Source organism: Anabaena sp. FACHB-1237, from assembly GCF_014696225.1.
Taxonomy (GTDB): domain Bacteria; phylum Cyanobacteriota; class Cyanobacteriia; order Cyanobacteriales; family Nostocaceae; genus FACHB-1237.
On the sequence record NZ_JACJPV010000012.1, the window covers coordinates 31,503 to 48,990 of the forward strand.

Below are 17,488 nucleotides of genomic sequence, written 5' to 3' on the forward strand. Positions count from 1 at the left end.
ATCCCGGACTTCTTGAAGAAGTCCGGGATCTTAAATTAAATAATGAAGTTACGTAATTTCACAACTTCACCAACAATTATAACAGAGGGAGATAAAGATAAACCTGCGGTTTTCTCAATAATATTGCTTATTTCCCCTACCCATATTTGTTGACAATCTGTACCCGCCCAGCGAATAATGGCTATAGGAGTAAATTCTGGTTTTTGATATTTTCTTAATTGATAAATTATCTCATCTAAATTTTTTCCTCCCATTAAAATTACCAAAGTTTCTAAACTTGATAATGTTTGCCAATTTAACTCATTAGTATCATGTGCTGTACATACCACAAAACAACGACTTAAAACTGGATCTGTTAAAGGTATTCCTGCTAATAATGGTGCTGCTAATGCCGAAGAAATACCAGGAATCATCTCAAAATTACAACGTGCTTGTTTTAATGCTTCAATTTCTAGAATACAGCGACCAAAAATTAAAGGATCTCCCGATTTTAGTCTAATAACTTGTTTACCTTGTAAACAATATTCCACCAATAAACTGTTAATCTCTGTTTGAGATGTACTGGGTTTTCCTCCTCTTTTGCCCACATTGAATTTTAAACAATTATCAGGCACGATATTTAATAATTCCTCATCTACTAAAGCATCATAAATCAAAACTTCAGCTATTTCTAAGATACGGTATGCTTTCACTGTTAAATATTCAATATTTCCTGGACCAGCACCAACTAAATAAACTTTTCCTGGGTTTGTCATCATCTCAAAACTATCTTAAATCATGGTTGTAAATATACGCTGATAAATCAATTGTTGGGTTCGCAACCCAACCTACAATTAACCTTTATTTGTGATTTCTTGAAGTATTTGACGCACTTTTTGCGCTTGTTGCGGTTGTCTTTGCTTTTCAAATAATTCCAGGGATTTTTCTAAGTTAGTTATTGCTGCTTGTTTTTGATTTTCTAACATTAAAATATTTGCTAACCGCAGATAAGCATCAGGATTTTTTGGACTGCGATTAATCACTTCTGTAAACATTTCTCGTGCTTCTATTAATCTACCTTGTCTATTTAATAAATCTCCTAACATTAATCTGACTACATCATTACTTTGAGCGATTTTTATGATTTTTCTAAACTCTGTTTCTGCTGCTTCATAATCTTTATTTTGATAGAGATAAACTGCTTTTTTAAACCAGTTGGAGATCATCAAAGTTTTAATTCCTAAATAACCTAAAAACCCGATAATCAAAATAATCGTACTAGCAGCAATGATTTGAGAATTTGATAATGTATCCATAATTTTTACCTAGTTTTACACACCTAATATTAACCTAATAAACAAGCAATGGGAAATAAGATATATTCCAAAAAAAATAGTTTGCAAATTAGTTGATAAAATCCCCTAATTTCTCTTTTATCTTGGATATTTACCCCTGCACCATGCCACCATACAGAAATCAAGATAATCAGATGGGTAATAATTAAGAATAATGAATTAACTGCGGCTATTTTCAACCAACCAACTAAAATCATTCCCGTATAACAGATAATTAATATCCAAAGTGCTAAATAAAATGCCCTTTTGGGTCTTAGTTGAATCGTGAATGTCGTCATATTGTAAGTTTTATTTCCTGGTAAATCTGGTATATCTTTAAAAATGGCAATAGCAAAAGTGAACACCAAAATGAACACCGTTAAAAACCACACCGCAGCAGGAATACCCTGACTTTTTTGGAATACCCAACTAAAATGAGAAAATAGTCCTAAATTAATTATGGTTCCCCGCACTGAAAAAATACATAATGCCGCCCAAAAAGGATATCTTTTTAACCTGACGGGAGGTAAAGAATAAGCTGTACCAATTGCTAAACTAATTGCTACCATCCAAAATAAACTAGGTCCTGTTAACCAAGCTATTACTAAAGCTAAAATTCCCGTAATAATGACAATTAATTGCCCCTGTTCTTTAGTAAAATCTCCTGATGCTAAGGGTAAATCAGGCCGATTAATTTTGTCAATTTCAATATCTTCAACTTGATTTAAACCCACAATATAAATATTGCCACATAAACAAGCTATCCATGTTGCCAAAAGTTGATTAATATGAAAACCTGCAAATTTACTATCAGTTACTCCCAAACTTAAAAAATATAGACCCCACACACTCAAACTTGTACCAATAATAGTATCAGGACGAGAAAATCTCCAAAAAGTATTTAGCCAATTTCCCACAATTCGTGAATAATTCTGTTGATAAAACTGATTCATGACTATCCTTTTTTAATGTCTGAAAATACCAATTGTAATATCTAATTTCCCACTCCTAGAAAATAAATCTCCTTGAATTGTACTCTAACCTGCACACAATCGGCCAAAAAATCCTTGAAGTGTAAATGCAAAAAGTATAACAGCAGTATATCAATGGGTATTAGTTTGCTTTTTTAACTTGTTACTAGTGTAACAAATTTTCAATTAAATCAATGTCAAATTAATTTGATGTCATTTGACTGCATTATTTTATAATTTTAAGCTGATGTGTAGCTAAATTGTAAGCTAAATTGTATAAGTAAAAAAATCTAAAACTACACTAGTGTAAGCATCTTGCTTCCATTATCCAAATTAAAAGCAACACAACTCACCATCATCATAACCACCAAAGTAGGGACAATTCATGAATTATCCCTACGATAATTTTCGCTCCTATGTCTAATTATACAGGACTTACGCAACTGGCACATTGGTAGGGTAAGCTCACCAACCACGTCAGACAGTATAAATCATGTAAATAACCAAATTGTTCATATCTGACGCACCCGACAAAAAATTTTTTAGTCTGACAGTTGCGTAAGTCCTATGATAGATAAATTCAGCCCAATGATGGAAAAGCTACAGTAGAATTACTGACTTTTTCAGGGAATTATTTGATATGTATGAACTAAAAAATATCCACTGTACGGAATTTTGCTAAAATCTTGGAAAAATTTTCAAAAAAGGTATTCATAATATGACCATTTATGTTTTGATTAGATCAGACAAGAGTTAAAAACCCTAACTTATCCAAAAAGTTGGTAATCTCAAGTTTCCATAATTTCTCAATAATTTGTCAAGAATATATGACTGTTGCTAGGACAATTTGTTTAGGATTTATAGCGGTAATCACATTAGGAACTATCCTATTAATGATGCCATTTTCTACTACTAGTGGTAACTGGAATGATATTATTGTGGCACTATTTACTTCCACATCAGCAGTTTGTGTTACAGGTTTAGCAGTAGTTGATACTGGTACTCATTTTTCCTTTTTAGGGCAATTATTTATTGCCTTATTAGCGCAAATTGGTGGTTTAGGATATATGACAACCACCACATTTTTAATATTATTAATTGGCCGCAAATTTGACCTCAGAGAGAAAATAGCTATCCAGCAAGCATTAGATAGGCAAGGAATGAGTGATAGTGCCCAAATTATCCGTTCCATTATTGCCACAACCCTAATTTTTGAAATCACAGGTATATTTTTATTAATGATAGCATTTGTACCTGATCATGGTTGGCAAAAAGGAATGTGGTTAGCCATATTTCATAGTGTGAGTGCTTGGAATAATGCCGGGTTTAGTCTATTTCCAGATAACTTAATTGGTTATCAATCTTCCTGGATAGTCATAATGACAATTAGTGGCTTAATTATCTTTGGAGGTATTGGTTATCAAGTAATATTAGAAATGTATCTTTGGTTAAGAGATACAATCAAGAAAAGGAGAAATACTATCAGATTTTCCCTAGACTTTCAAGTAGCTACAAGTACAACAGCTTTACTCTTAATTATTGGCACAATTGCATTTTGGCTAATAGAACAGAGAAACCCAGAAACTTTTAGTAATTTTAGTTTTTCCACTCAATTTTTATTAGCTTGGTTTCAATCTGTAACTCCTAGAACCGCAGGTTTTAACAGTATTGATATTGGCAAAATGACAGATGCAGGATTATTTATTACCATTGCTTTAATGTTTATTGGTGCAAGTCCAGGAGGTACAGGAGGAGGAATTAAAACAACTACAGTGAGAGTTTTAAGTAGTTGTACTAGGGCAATTTTAAGAGGCAAAGAAGAGGTTTTACTATATGATCGCAAAATAGCAGTTTCCTTAGTCTTTAAAGCCATAGGAGTGGTCTTTGGTTCATTAATTACAGTGATTATAGCCACCATTTTTATTAGTCTCACAGACAGCAAATTTGAGTTTATTCAAATCCTATTTGAAGTAGTATCAGCCTTTGGTACGGTGGGACTTTCTACAGGTATTACGGGAAATCTTTCTACAGTTGCTAAGTTAATTATCATTCTGACAATGTATATAGGAAGAGTGGGAGTTTTACTATTAATGTCAGCAATATTAGGTGATCCTCGTCCCAGTAGAATTAGCTATCCTGAAGAAAACTTACTTGTGGGATAGTAGTCAGTAGCAGTAGGGGTCAGCTATCAGCTATTGATAGCTTTACTATCCAATTATCAATTATCAATTATCAATTTACTTATGAACCTTTCATCATTAAAATTTTTCCGCAGTTTACGCAAAGAAAATAAACAATTTGCAGTAATTGGTTTAGGTCGTTTTGGTCGTGCTGTTTGTGCTACATTACATAATTTAGGTTATCAAGTTTTAGCCACAGATGTGGATGAAAAAAGAGTTTCTGAGGCTTTAGCAGAACAAATTGTTCATCATGCTTTACAATTAGACTCCACCGAAGCAGTAGCATTAAACGAAGCAGGAATTTTTGAATTTGATACTGTTATTGTGGCTATTGGGAATTATATTCAGGAAAGTATTATTACTACTTTGAATTTAAAAGAAGCTGGAGTACCTCATATAGTTGCTAAGGCCTCCAGTGATGTGCATCGCAAATTACTTACAAAAGTCGGTGCAGATCATGTTGTATTTCCTGAATATGAAGCTGGTTGTGTGTTAGCTAGAACTTTAACCAAACCATCAATTTTAGAAAGATTTGATCTTGATCCTGAGAATAGTATTGTGGAAATAATTGTTCCTGATGAATTTCATGGTAAAACTATCGCTGAGTTACAATTACGCAATCGTTATGGTTTAAATATGTTAGCTGTCAGTCACGATGGTAAATTTACTATTAATCCTGAACCTAGTCAACGTTTAGAAAAAGGCTCTGCTATGGTGGTAATTGGTTGTAATAAAGACATTAATCGTTTACCAATTTAAGATCATTAAATGATTAGCTGTTGTGCATTTAATTTGTATAATTCTTGCAGGTAAGATGCCTGCACCACAAGAAATAACAATATCAGGATTATTGGATTTAGCTGCGTAACAGCTTATTATTAATTTGGCGTTGCATAAATGGGATGATTTAGCAACGCCACCAATTTAAGATCATTAAATGATATGGTGCGGAGTGGGGAAAAGTCAAAAAAAGTGCTATAATCACTTATGGCTTTTGCTTATGGCTTTACAAATATTCTCTCATGGGTTATAATTACCTATCTATTCTTGGCGACTATTAGAAAAATTATCAGTTTATATATGGCAATCAATAATATTCAACCTGCACAAATTACTAAAGTTCTTGCTAACTCCATTGCTGCCGAAATTGGTTTTGATATTGGCGATGCCATTGTTGCTATTAATGGTACAAAACCACGAGATTTAATAGACTATCAATTTTTATGTGCAGATGAATTTTTGGAATTAGAAGTATTAGACAGTAGTGGAAAAACCCATTATATAGAAATAGAAAAAGACGAAGATGAAGATTTGGGTTTAGAATTTTCTACAGCATTATTTGATGGTTTAATTCAATGTAATAACCGTTGTCCTTTTTGTTTTATTGATCAACAACCACCAGGAAAACGATCAAGTTTGTATTTGAAAGATGATGATTACAGATTAAGTTTTTTGTATGGTTCTTACATAACATTAACTAATTTGAGTGCTAAAGAATGGGAAAGAATTGAACAAATGAGGTTATCTCCTTTATATGTTTCTGTTCATGCAACGGTACCAGAAATTAGAATTAAACTATTAAAAAATAACCGTGCAGGAGAGATATTATCACAAATTAAATGGTTTCAAGAACGAAGATTACAAATTCATGCTCAAGTTGTAGTTTGTCCGGGAATAAATGATGATCAATATTTAGAAACTACCCTGAGAGAATTAACATCTTTTTATGATGATCAACTACCAACTGTCGCATCTGTAGCAGTTGTACCTGTGGGATTAACAAAATTCCGTCCTGTAGAAGATCAGTTAATACCAGTAACACGAGAAAAAGCTAAGGAAGTGATTTCTCAAGTGAAATTCTTGATTGGACAATTCAAACAAAAATATGGTTCTAGTGTGGTTTGGTTAGCAGATGAATGGTTTTTAATTGCTGGGGAAGAATTACCCAGTGAAGCAGAATATGAAGAATATCCACAAATTGATAATGGAGTGGGTTCAATTCGTTTATTTATCAAACAATTTACCGAAATTGCACAGGAATTATTACCAGCAAAAGTTCATCAAAAACGTAAATTTACTTGGGTAGTAGGTAATGCCGTAGAAACCGCTTTTCAACCTTTAGTACAACAGTTAAATAATGTGGTCAATTTAGAAGTGAAAATGGCCGCATTATCTAGTGACTATTGGGGACAAAAAATAAGTGTTACAGGTTTAATTACAGGACATGATTTATTATTACATTTATCTGGTCAAGATTTAGGAGATGGAATATTATTACCTAGTGTGATGTTGAAGTATGGAGAATTAGTATTTTTAGATGATTTGAAAGTTGAGGATGTAGCTAGAAAATTAAATACTCAAATATTCCCTGTAACTGGAGTTGAAGAACTGATTAATACTTGTGTGAATTTGTCAGGGTCATAAAGTCAGAAATACAGCATATTCCATCTACATGAGGTAGACTATGAACACAGCAAGATGTCTATTTAGGTAGCATCAGTCAGTGAAGCGTCAAGAATCACCGTGCCTTTAGGTCGGTGAGTATGTCAAAAGGTTTTCCGAGTTTTGCTAAAATTTCTTTAGAATTGTACGGTATTGCTCTGTCAACTAACTATCATCCAAATTAATTAAAATACAAACTATGTAATTTAATATAGACACTATTACATTTAAGAATAACTAAACTAGCTAGTGGATAGTATACCTGTGCGATAATTAATCTAGGAACGTTCTATGGAAGGTCTCTACAGGGGTTGTAGAAAACGCATATTTAATTATCACAAGATGTCTAGTATATTAGAGGATTGGAAAACAGAAAAAGAAGTTTTCAGACTGTTTTCTTTGCCCAAAGTGAGTTATTTTAGCAGAAAATGTTGTGAATCAAGTAGGTGTGAAATCATGGAATTAACCCTAGAAAATGTAGAAACTGTATTAGACGAAATGCGCCCTTATCTGATGTCCGATGGCGGTAATGTGGAAGTGGTGGAGTTGGACGGACCCATTGTCAAACTACGGTTACAAGGGGCTTGTGGTTCTTGTCCTAGTTCCACCATGACTTTGAGAATGGGTTTAGAACGTCGTTTAAAGGAAATGATTCCTGAAATTTCTGAAGTAGAACAAGTTGTTTAAGTGATTTAATCTTGCTTTAGGAATAAGATTATAGGTGATTGGTGATAGGTGATTGGTAAAATTCTTCCTAGTCTATCACCTATTACCTGTTAACTTCCACCTATTACTTTATTTTTTAACACCTTATGTCTTATCCTCTTTACGTTGCATTTATTTGGCATCAACATCAACCTTTATATAAGTGTCCTGAAAACGGTACTGTTAGCATTAGTCAACAATATCGTTTACCTTGGGTAAGATTACATGGTACTAAGGATTATTTGGATTTAGTTTTATTGTTATCAAAGTATCCTAAGCTGCATCAAACTGTAAATTTAGTACCCTCTTTAATTTTGCAGTTAGAAGATTATATTGCAGGTACGGCTTTAGATCCCTATTTAACTGCTAGTTTAACTCCTGTGGAAAAGTTAAAACAGGAACAAAAGGAGTTTATTGTTGACCATTTCTTTGACGCGAATCATCATACCTTGATTGATCCTCATCCTCGTTATGCTCAACTATATCATCAAAAACAGCAGCAAGGACGAGGTTGGTGTTTACAGAATTGGGACTTGTCAGATTATGGTGATTTACTAGCTTGGCATAATTTAGCATGGATTGATCCGTTGTTTTGGGATGATCCAGAAATTGCAATGTGGTTAGAAAAAGGTCGTAATTTTAGTTTAGGCGATCGCCAACGCATTTATTCCAAACAAAAAGAAATCCTCAGTCGCATTATTCCCCAACATCGGGAAATGCAACACAGAGGACAACTGGAAATTACTACCACACCATATACCCATCCCATTTTGCCACTATTAGCAGATAGTAACGCCGGACGAGTAGCAGTGCCGCAAATGACATTACCCCATCATCGCTTTCAATGGTCTGAAGATATTCCCCGACATTTGCGAAAGTCTTGGGATTTATATATAAATAAGTTTGGACAAGAACCAAAAGGTTTATGGCCATCAGAACAGTCTGTAAGTCCTGAAATATTACCTTATATTGCTAAACAAGGTTTTAAATGGATATGTTCTGATGAAGCTGTATTAGGATGGTCATTAAAACATTTCTTCCATCGAGATGGTGCGGGAAATCTAGAACAACCAGAATTATTATATCGTCCCTATCGTTTAGAAACTCCTGCGGGAGATTTATCCATAGTATTTCGTGATCACAGATTATCAGATTTAATCGGTTTTACCTACGGAGCAATGTCCACCAAAAATGCCGTGTCAAATTTAATTGGACATTTGCAAGCGATCGCCAAAATGCAAAATAATAGTTCTAGTAGTCAACCTTGGTTAGTCACAATTGCTTTAGATGGAGAAAACTGCTGGGAATTTTACCCCCAAGACGGTAAAGACTTCCTAGAAACACTCTATGAAACCTTGAGCAATACCCCCAACCTCCAACTAGTCACAGTTTCCGAATACCTGGAAAAATACCCTCCTCAAGCTACCATCCCCAGTCAACAACTCCATAGCGGATCCTGGGTAGACGGCAATTTTACCACATGGATCGGAGATCCAGCAAAAAACCGCGCCTGGGATTATTTAACCCAAGCAAGACAAGTATTAGCAAATCATCCCGAAGCTACGGAAGAAAATAACCCCGCAGCATGGGAAGCATTATACGCCGCAGAAGGATCAGATTGGTTTTGGTGGTTTGGAGAAGGACATACTTCTAATCAAGATGCAATGTTTGATAAACTATTTAGAGAACATCTCATAGGACTGTATCAAGCACTGAATGAACCGATACCACCATACTTATATAAACCAGTAGAAGCGCATATTGCTAAAACAGACAGACGACCAGAGGGTTTTATTCATCCAACTATAGACGGCTACGGTGACGAGCAAGACTGGGATAGAGCGGGAAGGATTGAAATTGGAGGTGCGCGAGGAACAATGCACAGTAGTGGCGTTATCCAGCGATTATGGTATGGAGTAGATCATCTGAATTTTTACTTACGAGTAGATATAAAAAATGGAGTGATCCCAGGAAAAGACTTACCCAGAGAATTAAATCTATTATGGTATTATCCAGATAGAACCATGATTAATAGTCCCATACCCTTAGCAGATGTTCCAGATATTGCACCAACGAATTATTTATACCATCATCACTTAGAAATTGACTTATTGACACAATGTGTACAATTTCGAGAAGCGGGAGATCATTATCAATGGTATCCTCGTGTAACTCGGGCTCAAGTAGCATTCAATAATTGTATAGAGATAGCAGTACCTTGGGCTGATTTGCAAGTACCGCCAGATTATCCGTTAAGATTAATTGTGGTATCATCTGAGGATGGGTGTTTTCAGAATTATTTACCGGAAAATGGGTTAATTCCCATTGATGTTCCTTAATATCCATATACCCGCCACTTGTAAAATTATGGTTGCTATTTGAGAATTTTAGGTGATTCTTTTTTAAGATTGCAAAATTAATTACTAGGGACAATTCATGAATTGTCCCTACAAGGGTTTAAGTTGAGCGATTCATAAGGAGTGCCATCTCTACGAGACTCGTCAGAAATACGCTATCACGCTTATCTTCCCAAACAGCGATCGCTTAGAAAACCGTACCTTCTTTGGTTTTCAAGCGCGTGGTGATACAGAACCGTGATCAGATAGAGATGTACTGGTAGTTCTGAAATCTCCCGTTATTTCAGGTAAATGAACCACATTTTGACTCTGGTTTCGCGCATCAGCGAAGCGAAGAACTTGCGTTAGATGCAAAGTTTCAAATTTTGAATTTCTTAATTTCATACCTGAGTTCAGCAATACCAGAATGAGAAGTCTTGAAACATAAGAGGATATATAAGCTGTTGTGCTTTTAACTTGAATAATTAATACAAGCAAGATGCTTGTGCTACTGTAACTTCAGGTTTTTTAATTATACAGTGAGTGCTGCACATTAGCTTAACAATCCTAAAAAGACTCAGATACCCAACTTCTTAAACAAGATGAATATCTCAATCATCTTATCTTTTATTCACACCACTTACCCGCAAAACATCACTCATCGTTGCACAATAATTAGGCAAATTAAACTTACTTGGATTCACCACATTAGCATAACTAAAATGACGATAATTCATACAAAATCTATCCCATTCCGCCATTTGAATCTTGAAAACTGCAATAATTAAATTTGCTAAACCCAAAGATAAAGGAATACGAAAATAGATTTTTTTACCTAAATATTCACAGACTTGGGCAATAGCATCATTAGCAGTTAATCGAGATTGTCCTAACACTAACCTCCGTTGTTCTTGACTTGCTAGAGGATGTTCTATTAAATGTTTAACTACAGTAGCAATATCTTTACCATGAATAAAATGAAAACTACCATCTGCTGCTAAAAATCTGATAATATTAATATATTTCGTGACTTCAGGAATACCAGAAGTTAAATGAGAGTAGGGTTTTTGCTGATCTCCTCCTAATACCAAAGTCGGAAAAACAGTAGTTATTTTCGGATAAATTGCCAATTGATCTAAAGTTTGCAAACATTTATATTTAGAACTAATATAATCTGTACCAATTTCTCCCGCTTCCGGTAATGGTTGATTTTCACTATCCAAAACACTCGCAGTAGAAAAATATATTACCTGTTCACATTTTTCAGGATTTAATAAATTCATTAAAACCTTAGTTTTCGTGACATTAACATTAAAAGTTTCCTCTCCTCCCCAAGCAGTAGCAGTTAATATAGCCACATCAATAGTTGATAATAAATCTGCAAATTGTTCAATAGTTTGCATATCTCCAGTTAAAACATGAACATCCTCACGTTTATGAATATCAACTTGTAATTTTTGCGGGTTTCTGACTAATAAATATACTTCATAATTAGGATCTGCAATTAACACTTCACTGATATAATGACCAATACAGCCACTTGCACCTGTTAATAAAACTCGTTTTTTAGTCATAAAGGTAAAAATTTTGGTTAAAATTAAGTCACTTTGGACAATAATATACCATAATGTCCTCATATCTGTGATCAATTAGGGATCTGACTCTGGTTATCCCCAAATCTTAAAAATCTCTAAAATTTGCCAAAAAACCATCCCTAAACCCGATAATTACTTACAAACTTAAACACAAACTTAACAGCAAAAATAGCATATTATGAACTTACAGAAAACCACCAAACCAGAGAACGCTTATCAATGGGAAAAAACATATACTAATCTGCCTGGACACATTAAAGGAGTTCCCAAAGGACAAGGGTTTAGTTTACAAAAGTTATTACTTTTTTTATTTACCACAATTAAAGGAATTTTAGGATTATTAACAGCGCAATTTTTGCATATATTTCCTTATTTATGGGATAAAATATCCCACAGAGAATTAATACTTACAGGTACAGCAGATTTAGGACTAAAAGCAATTTTTGCAGAATTTAATAACTGGAATAACTTTCAAGAGTTTCACGATTTTTTTCAACCTTGGACATTTTTCAAAGAACCAGATATTTCCTATGAATGGCAAGATGATATAGAATTTGGACGACAAAGATTAAATGGTTTAAATCCAATTTCTATCCGTAAATGTAAACTTGAAGACATTGATATTCAAGGTAAATTTCCCGTTACAGACGAAATTGTTAATCCAATACAAAAGAAAACTGTCAATCTGCAAACAGCTTTAGAAAACCAGTGTTTATATATTTTAGAATATCCTATTTTAGATGATATTCTCAACAGTGAAGTTGAAGATCAATTAGGTAGATATATTCAATCTCCCATTTGTTTACTATATTTAGATGAACAAAAAGATTTAATCCCTATTGCGATTCAAGTACAGTATGAAAGTGAAGATAGAACAACCAAAACTAATCGCATTATTACCCCAAAAACACGCCAAGAATGGTTAGCAGCTAAAATAGCAGTATCTAGTGCAGATGCAGCTTATCAAGGTATTATTTCCCATCTACTTTATACCCATTTAATTATTGAACCATTTGCAGTTAGTACTTATCGCAAATTATCACCAGATCACATTATTTATCAACTATTAACACCTCATTATTTTAATACTTTTGCTATTAATAATATGGCACGGAGTACATTTTTAGGTAGAGGTGGATTTTTTGATATAACTGGTTCTCTCGGTTATACAGGATCTAATAAATTACTTGATAGAGGTTATAACGGTTATGCTGATAAAATTCAACCATTACAATTCTATCAATTAGCATTACCCTATAGTTTAGCATCTCGTGATGTTTTAGATTTACCAAATTACTATTATCGTGATGATGCTTTATTACTTTGGAATGCTCTTAAAAAGTATATTACTGAAGTGATTAACATTAAATATAAAACTGATGATGATGTAATTCATGACAAACAAATCCAAAATTGGAAACAAGAAATTATTACCGTTGGTAACATTAAGGGGTTACTTCCACCAGAGAAAAATAATGAATTGAACACTATTCAAGACTTAATTGAAGTTGTTACAAATATCATTTTTACAGCCACAGCACAACACGCAGCAGTTAATTTTGGACAATATGATTATGCAGCATGGATACCAAATAATCCTTTTGCTCTTTATCAAACTTTTCAAGATAGTCCGACAAAAATTGATCCTATTCAACTATTACCAAATCGTTTCCAAAGTATCCAGCAAATTGTGTTAGTTAAGGTGCTAACTATGTCTCCTCCCCATTCTAGTGACTCGTTATTAACATTAGAAAATCCTTTTCGTGATGGGTTAGCAAGAACAGCATTTCAAAAATTACAAACTCAATTAGTGGATATTGAAGATCAAATTAATATTCGCAATAGTTCTATCAAGAAACCTTACACCTATTTATTACCTTCTCTTATTCCTCAAAGCATTGCAATATAGGTAATTGACTCCTGCGGATATCCGTAGTTGCGCTTCACCGCAAAAGAGCTAAAGCTCAACTACATTTTTTATTGTATCCGTAGTTGCATTTCAGCACCATTAGGAGCTAAAGCTCAACTACATTTTTTATTGTATCCGTAGTTGCATTTCAGCACCATTAGGAGCTAAAGCTTAACTACATTTTTTATTGTATCCGTAGTTGCATTTCAGCACCATTAGGAGCTAAAGCTCAACTACATTTTTTATTGTATCCCTAGTTACGCTTCAGCGCAAAAGAGCTAAAGCTCAACTACATTTTTTATTGTATTCGCAGTTACGCTTCAGCGCAAAAGAGCTAAAGCTCAACTACATTTTTTATTGTATTCGCAGTTACGCTTCAGCGCAAAAGAGCTAAAGCTCAACTACATTTTTTATTGTATCCGCAGTTGCGCTTCAGCGCAAAAGAGCTAAAGCTCAACTACATTTTTTATTGTATCCGCAGTTGCACTTCAGCACCATTAGGAGCTAAAGCTCAACTACATTTTTATTCAGTTTTTCGCTATAATATTAGCAAGTCTAGTTACAATTTCTCCAAGATATGAAAACAGAAATACCCACTTTACAACCAACTTCTAAAGAAATCCCAACTCTATATGATCAAGATTATTACCTATGGTTAAAAACTACTATTAATCAATTGCGTACTAGACAATTTACTGCTGTTGATTTAGATAATTTATTGGAAGAATTAGAAATTATGGGTAGAAGTGAAAAAAGGGCAATTGAAAGTTTATTAATTAAACTGCTTGAACATCTTTTAAAACTTCAATGTTGGGAAAGTGAAAGAGAAAGAAATCAAGGACATTGGCAAGGTGAAATTATAGAATTTCGGAGACAAATTAAAAGATATATTCAAGATAGTCCTAGTTTAAAACCTTATATTTTAGATATCTTTGATGAATGTTATCAAGATGCTAGAAAACAGGTTAGTTATCGCTCTCAATTACCCCTTGATATATTTCCTATTATCCCCATTGGTTCTTTAGAACAAATTCTTGATGAAAATTGGTTTCCTGTGGTTTGTTAGTAAAAGCTGTAGTTGCACTTCAGCGCATTTATTAGCTAAATTTCAACTACGATGAAAATTAGTTTCCTCAATTTTAATAGTGAATTGATTTTCAATAAAATCTTATATATAACCATTCCTATTCAAGTCAGTTACAAGCAGCAATAATTGAACGCAGATGGACGCATATAAACGCAGATAATTTTGTACTTCATTAGACTGGGAAACGCTATATTCTCTAATTCTTTTAAATCCTCAAATCCTAGATATCTTAATTCTGATATAGCGATATGCATTTGAATAATATACAGAATTTAGCTAAGAAATCATACAGGACTTTTAACTCTGTTCCCTGCCATAACCAAATTCTTAACTTATTACTATATAATGTTATAAAAGTTAACAAATCATTAATTAAGAGCAATAACAATGGGATTATTCGGATTTGGTAAAAAAGCAACAATGCCTACTCCTGAACAAGCATTACCAGGACGAGCTACAAAAATGCCTGTACCTGCCAAACACTATGTTAATAAAAACCCTCTACAACCACCTTTTAATGATGGTTTAGAAACTGCCATGTTTGGTTTAGGTTGTTTTTGGGGTGCAGAACGCAAATTTTGGCAACAAGAAGGAGTTTATACCACTGCTGTAGGTTATGCGGCTGGTTACACTCCTAATCCGACTTATCACGAAGTTTGTACTGGTTTAACAGGTCACAATGAGGTTGTATTAGTTGTATTTGATCCAAAAGTAATTAGTTATGCCCAACTTTTAAAAGTATTTTGGGAAAGTCATAACCCAACTCAAGGTATGCGTCAGGGTAATGATACGGGTACTCAATACCGTTCAGGTATTTATGTGTATTCTGATGTTCAAAAGCAGTTAGCAATAAGTTCTTTATCTGCTTATCAAGAGGCTTTAACTGCTGCTGGTTATGGAAAAATTACCACAGAAATTTTAGATGCCCCTGAATTTTACTATGCTGAAGATTATCATCAGCAATATTTAGCAAAAAACCCCGGTGGTTATTGTGGTTTAGGTGGTACTAATGTGGCTTGTCCTATTGGTGTGACAATTAGCTAATCATAGATATTGGGATAAACTTTGGTGCGTGATACTAGCGCTAACGCACCCTACTGGCTAGGATAATTTTCCAGAAGTTGAAAAAACTCTTAAGATTGAAGTAACAATTACGTTACAATGAATATTACGCTTCTATTAAATTGATTAGCTGATACCCAAATTAGGAGGATGATATATGGCGCTTGTACCTATGCGGCTACTTTTAGATCACGCTGCTGAACACGGTTACGGCATTCCCGCTTTTAATGTTAATAACTTAGAGCAGATTCAAGCAATCATGAAAGCTGCGGATGAAACTGATAGCCCGGTAATTTTACAGGCTTCTCGCGGTGCTCGTAATTATGCTGGGGAAAATTTCTTGCGCCACCTGATTTTGGCAGCAGTAGAAACATATCCTCATATTCCCATTGTCATGCACCAAGATCATGGTAATGCTCCTTCTACCTGCTATTCAGCGATTAAGAACAATTTCACTAGTGTGATGATGGATGGTTCTTTACAAGCTGATGCTAAAACTCCTGCAAGTTTTGAATATAATGTTGCAGTTACCAAAGAAGTTGTTAATGTAGCCCACTCTTTAGGTGTCAGCGTTGAAGGTGAATTAGGTTGTTTGGGTTCTTTAGAAACTGGTGCTGGTGAAGCTGAAGATGGTCACGGTTTTGAAGGTACTCTAGACCATTCTCAATTGTTAACTGATCCTGATGAAGCTGTTAGCTTTGTAGAAGCTACTCAAGTGGATGCTTTAGCTGTGGCTATCGGTACTAGTCATGGTGCTTATAAGTTTACTCGTAAGCCCACAGGCGAAATTTTGGCTATTAGCCGTATTGAAGAAATTCACCGCCGTTTACCTAATACTCACTTGGTAATGCACGGTTCTTCTTCTGTTCCTGAAGATTTAATTGCGTTAATTAACCAGTTTGGTGGTGCTATTCCTGAAACCTACGGTGTACCTGTGGAAGAAATCCAAAAAGGTATTAAGAGTGGTGTACGTAAGGTCAATATTGACACTGATAATCGTTTAGCTATTACTGCTGCTGTTCGTGAAGCGTTAGCTGCTAATCCCAAGGAGTTTGATCCTCGTCACTTCCTCAAGCCTTCTATTAAATATATGCAAAAGGTTTGTGCTGATCGTTATCAACAGTTTGGTACTGCTGGTAATGCAAGCAAGATTAAGCAAGTTTCTTTAGAAGATTTTGCTGCTAAGTATGCTAAGGGTGAATTGGTAATGAAGGCTGCTGCTAAGGTTTAATTTTCTCTATCTTTTTCAGCCATAAATTAGGGTGTAGCTAGACTGATAAATGTCTACTTAATGTAAAGCCCATAGTCCGACTGGGAATTAATTCCCAGTCTTATAGCAAAAGTCATCTTAAAAATGACTAAATAACCAGAATATTTTTTAAATTCTTGAGTTTACTTGAGTAAAGTTTAGTAACTGTAGAAATTTATTTCTGGGTGGATGTGGAAGTTAAACAAATAAACCATATTTGACACTAATGAGTTAGGCTATATCCCTACCAATATCAGCTGGGAGATGTTAGAGTTTCCCAGTTTTTTGTGTTTAGTTGTGCCCATAACTAAACACAATTGACCGTCTTTTGATTAGACATAGGGGTGAAAATTGGTATTGCTGAACTAAAGAAATCAAGTACAGGTAATCTCAATGGCAAGTTATTGGTTATGGTAGGATAAAGATGGTAATTTGTTAGTTTGGGTTTTATAACAAATTGCTAAAGAAAGAGTAGAAAAAAGAGAAATTCATAGCTTACTTAGTTTCTCAAGGAATTAATCCCAATAATTTAGCAAATAAGCTGTTGTGCTTTTAACTTGAATAATTAATACAAGCAAGATGCTTGTGCTACTGTAACTTTAGGTTTTTTAATTATACAGTGAGTGCTGCACATTAGCT

Annotated in this window: 13 protein-coding genes; 9 read left to right on the top strand and 4 right to left on the bottom strand. The window is 34.2% G+C overall.

Annotated features, from left to right (window positions below):
• Positions 1-35 precede the first annotated feature (35 nt).
• The 3 genes from cobA to H6F32_RS08580 all read right to left on the bottom strand — a co-directional run bounded on the left by cobA (position 36) and on the right by H6F32_RS08580 (position 2,266).
• The gene (cobA, locus tag H6F32_RS08570; RefSeq protein WP_190368909.1) at positions 36-758 is read right to left on the bottom strand and encodes a uroporphyrinogen-III C-methyltransferase; all 723 of its coding nucleotides are present in this window, start codon (positions 756-758) and stop codon (positions 36-38) included.
• A 75-nt stretch (positions 759-833) separates the two neighbouring features.
• The gene (locus H6F32_RS08575) at positions 834-1,295 is read right to left on the bottom strand and encodes a tetratricopeptide repeat protein (RefSeq protein WP_190368910.1); all 462 of its coding nucleotides are present in this window, start codon (positions 1,293-1,295) and stop codon (positions 834-836) included.
• A gap of 29 nt (positions 1,296-1,324) precedes the next feature.
• On the bottom strand, positions 1,325-2,266 hold the full coding sequence (locus H6F32_RS08580) for a homogentisate phytyltransferase (RefSeq protein ID WP_190368911.1): 942 nt from the start codon (positions 2,264-2,266) through the stop codon (positions 1,325-1,327).
• Between the two features lie 845 nt (positions 2,267-3,111).
• Here H6F32_RS08580 and H6F32_RS08585 point away from each other — a divergent pair.
• The 5 genes from H6F32_RS08585 (at position 3,112) to H6F32_RS08605 (ending at position 9,950) form a co-directional block, all read left to right on the top strand.
• Complete coding sequence (locus H6F32_RS08585; protein WP_190368912.1) at positions 3,112-4,446, top strand: TrkH family potassium uptake protein; 1,335 nt, start codon at positions 3,112-3,114, stop codon at positions 4,444-4,446.
• Positions 4,447-4,527: 81 nt separating this feature from the next.
• A complete protein-coding gene (locus H6F32_RS08590) occupies positions 4,528-5,223 on the top strand; it encodes a TrkA family potassium uptake protein (RefSeq protein WP_190368913.1) in 696 nt (231 codons plus the stop codon).
• Between the two features lie 327 nt (positions 5,224-5,550).
• Complete coding sequence (locus H6F32_RS08595) at positions 5,551-6,888, top strand: TIGR03279 family radical SAM protein (protein ID WP_190368980.1); 1,338 nt, start codon at positions 5,551-5,553, stop codon at positions 6,886-6,888.
• A 474-nt stretch (positions 6,889-7,362) separates the two neighbouring features.
• A complete protein-coding gene (locus tag H6F32_RS08600) occupies positions 7,363-7,593 on the top strand; it encodes a NifU family protein (RefSeq protein WP_190368914.1) in 231 nt (76 codons plus the stop codon).
• Between the two features lie 125 nt (positions 7,594-7,718).
• Positions 7,719-9,950 (top strand): glycoside hydrolase, encoded by a 2,232-nt coding sequence (locus tag H6F32_RS08605; RefSeq protein ID WP_190368915.1) that lies wholly within the window; start codon positions 7,719-7,721, stop codon positions 9,948-9,950.
• 617 nt (positions 9,951-10,567) lie between these two features.
• On the opposite strand, the gene H6F32_RS08610 is transcribed toward H6F32_RS08605, so the two are convergent.
• Complete coding sequence (locus tag H6F32_RS08610) at positions 10,568-11,521, bottom strand: NAD(P)-dependent oxidoreductase (protein WP_190368916.1); 954 nt, start codon at positions 11,519-11,521, stop codon at positions 10,568-10,570.
• A 199-nt stretch (positions 11,522-11,720) separates the two neighbouring features.
• On the opposite strand from H6F32_RS08610, the gene H6F32_RS08615 reads away from it, so the two are divergent.
• From H6F32_RS08615 to fba, 4 genes are all read left to right on the top strand, one after another.
• Positions 11,721-13,451 (top strand): lipoxygenase family protein, encoded by a 1,731-nt coding sequence (locus H6F32_RS08615; RefSeq protein ID WP_190368917.1) that lies wholly within the window; start codon positions 11,721-11,723, stop codon positions 13,449-13,451.
• 577 nt (positions 13,452-14,028) lie between these two features.
• Positions 14,029-14,517, top strand: coding sequence for a DUF29 domain-containing protein (locus tag H6F32_RS08620; protein ID WP_190368918.1), 489 nt, complete (start codon positions 14,029-14,031; stop codon positions 14,515-14,517).
• Positions 14,518-14,925: 408 nt separating this feature from the next.
• On the top strand, positions 14,926-15,582 hold the full coding sequence (gene msrA / locus H6F32_RS08625) for a peptide-methionine (S)-S-oxide reductase MsrA (protein WP_190368919.1): 657 nt from the start codon (positions 14,926-14,928) through the stop codon (positions 15,580-15,582).
• A 175-nt stretch (positions 15,583-15,757) separates the two neighbouring features.
• On the top strand, positions 15,758-16,831 hold the full coding sequence (gene fba, locus H6F32_RS08630) for a class II fructose-bisphosphate aldolase (RefSeq protein ID WP_190368920.1): 1,074 nt from the start codon (positions 15,758-15,760) through the stop codon (positions 16,829-16,831).
• Positions 16,832-17,488 lie beyond the last annotated feature (657 nt).